General features: G+C 66.4%; 4 protein-coding genes. All 4 read right to left on the bottom strand.

The window, feature by feature from the left end:
* Window positions 1-125: 125 nt before the first annotated feature.
* Window positions 126-623 (bottom strand): hypothetical protein, encoded by a 498-nt coding sequence (locus JWN68_RS11200; RefSeq protein WP_297738704.1) that lies wholly within the window; start codon window positions 621-623, stop codon window positions 126-128.
* Between the two features lie 924 nt (window positions 624-1547).
* A complete protein-coding gene (locus JWN68_RS11195; RefSeq protein ID WP_297738703.1) occupies window positions 1548-1856 on the bottom strand; it encodes a hypothetical protein in 309 nt (102 codons plus the stop codon).
* A 92-nt stretch (window positions 1857-1948) separates the two neighbouring features.
* Entirely contained in the window at window positions 1949-2386 is a 438-nt protein-coding gene (locus tag JWN68_RS11190; protein ID WP_297738702.1) for a hypothetical protein, read from the bottom strand.
* A gap of 148 nt (window positions 2387-2534) precedes the next feature.
* Entirely contained in the window at window positions 2535-2945 is a 411-nt protein-coding gene (locus JWN68_RS11185; RefSeq protein ID WP_297738701.1) for a helix-turn-helix domain-containing protein, read from the bottom strand.
* Window positions 2946-3379 lie beyond the last annotated feature (434 nt).

Below are 3379 nucleotides of genomic sequence, written 5' to 3'. Positions count from 1 at the left end.
GGCGAGCCGGAAGGAGCTTGTGTCGGAAGTTCCTCTGCTTTGGATCTGCGACGACATGAACGGCTCCACCGCGGTCCCAGTCGACGCGCTTGCCGCGCTCATCGCGCCCTGCCCCTGACGGGCTACTAGCGCCCTGTGCCTCTTCGGACGTTTCCCGAAGGTGGGTCGGGGGCCACGACCTGGACGTTCACGATCGGCGTGCCGGGGAGGAAGCGTTCGTTGATCGGCACCGTCAGCGTTTGGGTCCCGCGTCGTCGATCGCGCCACGAGATCCTCATCGAGTCGCTGGACACTCCAAAGCTGCGCACGTACTCGAGCCGCGCCCCATGCCCGGGCGGGATGTCGACTGGCGTGCCGAACACCCTCATCTCGCGGTCGATGGGCTCGCCACTCTCGTTAAGGAACCGAACGTCGACCTTGCGAGCGAGAGCGCGACCTGAGTTGTGCACGGCGACGGACGTCCGGGGGCGCTTCTCCTCCTGGACACGCTCACACGTGACAATGAGCTCGGCTGCGCGCTTCCCCCACTCCTGGCGCGCGAACGTAAACACGGACAATGCCAGTGCCACAACAGTCGCCAGCCCTTGCAGCGTGATGCTGTTGAAGACGTCGGTCAGGGTCATGACGCTGACCGTACGCCGGCCCACCGACAAGTCCTTGAGGTCAGGGTGTGACGTAACAACGAGGTTGTCGAACACGACCGTTTGACAATGCCGCCGGTGTCGCCGCCGAAGGATCGGCTCGCGGAGCGTGCCAGTGCGGGATCGGCTCGCGGAGCGTGCCAGTGCGGGATCCCTTTATGGCGACAGCAGGCGAGCGCGAGGTCCCGTCAGGTGAAGACGAACATGACGATGTACGCAAGGCACAGGCCCACCCCGGCGATAGCTGCGAGCGCGGGAAGGATCGTCAACAGCAGTGCGGTGCGAAGCCGTCGCGGTCGCGACCGTATGCCGATCACGGCGAGCGCCGGTCCCGACCGCGGCCGGAGTACCGACCACCACCAGGAGTCCGAACGCGGTGACGCCCACTCGCCGCCAAGGAGCCAGTGCGCGGCACAGGCCAGCGTCAAGAGTGTCATCGACGTTCCGCAGATGAGGGCTACAGCCTGCGACTCCCGTCTGCCGCTGAGGCTCGACCCAGAGTTGAGCTGTTGGAAGTGTCGGGTTCCTAGGGGCGGGCATCGTGTCGTTGACGCTTCCGCGGTGACCGGCTCGGGGCTTGAGCACATGCACTCATCTGCGGCGTTGAGGGCGCTGACCGCACGAGAATCGTCACGCGGAGCGTGACCAGTACGGGATCCCGCACCGGGTCGCTCCGCGAGCCCGTCTGCTTCCCGCCTGTCACTCGGCAAGGAGTAGGCACCAACACCTCCTGGGGGTTCGTCGATCACGGATGGCGGGCAGCCAGCCCCGTCCTCGACGCCGTTGACGCGTCGGGTCCGCGACTGCGCCAGGACGCACGGTCGACCACACGGCCATCTGCCGTCATCTTCGGGCTGGCATAGTCCCGCGCATGCCTCACCCGGAGAGCATCTGGCTACAGGTTGCTCAGGGATCGCCGAGGATGTCGCGCGCACTTGGGATGGTTGGACCTAGACCCCACACTCGCCACGTCCCGTCTTGGACCTTCACCATGGTCAGGAACGTCGCACTGATTCTGTAGGCCCCGAACACTCGAGCGGCGGACCCCGCAATCTCAGGCACGAACCGCATAAACGCCACGCGGTCGGGCGCATCAACGGCCGGGATCACCTTGGAGGCCAACGACCGCCCATCCAGTTGGTCGACCGCCCACTGGTAGTCCCCCCAGGCGTCTGGGTCGTAAGTTAGCGCTCGTGCGAGCGTGATGTCACTCATCAACCCGGACCACCATCGAGTCGCAACCTGTGCCGGGTTGGTGATATCGCCTCGCTTGCCTGGGGCTGAGCGCCAGGGATCGTCGTCGGTGGTCACCAGCGCGGGCACGTCCGTGATCGGACCGAGTGGTCCCGCCACGCATCGGCGGCCAAGTTCGCGAACGCCGGCACCGTCGGCGTCAGCAACGCCAGGAACTGCTCAACGCTCTGAGCCGGATTCTTGAACACAGCCACCCCGTGCTCCAGCACCGAGACGAGACGGTCGGGGTCCTCGACCACGACTGAGATGAGGAAGTTGTCGGGGTGCAGGATCTGCACCCCGACGGCTTGGGCGCCCGCGTCTGGGAAATCCTTCAAGTTGAAAGTCACGACCTCGTCGGCCTCGGCCCGCACCGCGGCCGCAAGCACGTGTCGATCCTTGGGATCGCAGGCCATCTGGCCAATCAGGTCGTCGAAGTCATCGACGAGGGCTTCAGCACCGAAAGCATCCCGCATTGCCTGCACTCGAACCGCGGCCTTCTCGGGCGTCAACCCGAGCTTGGGCAGGTTCCGCTGGACCTCGTCCAGATCTCGTCCGACCACAGCGGCTCGATCAGTCCCGCCTCAGCAAGCCACAGCAGGGTCGTAGCCAGCCGGATCGGGACGAGCGTGCACGCGTCCATGACTACGACAGGCCGACTCAACGGGTCTGGATGATCTGGTCGGGGGGAAGATCTGCGTCGACGTCCTCAGTGAGTGTGTGGAGCGCAGTGCGCCGACGGACGGCCGCAGTGGCTCGGTACTTGGACACTTCATCTGCGCGGATGCGGCGATGAGTGCCTGCGCCTTCGGCCGGGAGCTCGCCGCGGTCCACTAGGCGCACGACCGTCATTCGGCTCACCCCCAGCAGCTCAGCTGCCTGCTGCGTGCTCAGGAGCGAGTTGGTGGGCAGCACTACCACTCCGTCGCTGGACTCCAGCGCGTCGAGGACGTCCAGCAAGGCCGCTCGGGCTTCAGCCGCGTGCTCTGGGGGGCCGTCCATGTCATTGATGGCGCGATCGAGCGCCGCCCGCAGATGGTCGGCCTGCTTGTGCGCGATCACTCCTGCCATGCAGTCAGCCTACGCCCAAACGCCCAAAACGAACAGGCGGTTGGGCGGCGAGCTGCACAGAGCGCGCTCGACTCGGCGGAGCAGGTGGCGCTCCGCTGCTGCCCACATTGTTCCCGTACGGGATCGCTATCCGGGACGGTGTAGCAGCCGACGGTGGCGGGCGGCCGTGAGGCCACGACGGCGTAGGGCAGCTGGTTCACGGCACGAGCATCGCCGACGCCGCCATACGAATCTGCCCGACCGGGCAGGGGCAGCGGCTCAGGAGATCCGTCGACGGCCGGTGCTGGGTCGTCCCCGACGCACAAAGCGCGCCCGAAGACGACCCACGCACAGTGCGCAACCGCACTGCGGCTCCGTGGTGGTTCAGCGCTCGCCTGGCTCTGCGACTAGAGCTACGGCTCGCGTCCACGCTCCGCTGCCGCACTCAACCTTGA

This window comes from Nocardioides sp. (genome assembly GCF_025964975.1).
GTDB lineage: Bacteria > Actinomycetota > Actinomycetes > Propionibacteriales > Nocardioidaceae > Nocardioides.
Note: the sequence above shows the minus strand (reverse complement) of the source record. Positions and strands in the feature narration are given on the sequence as shown.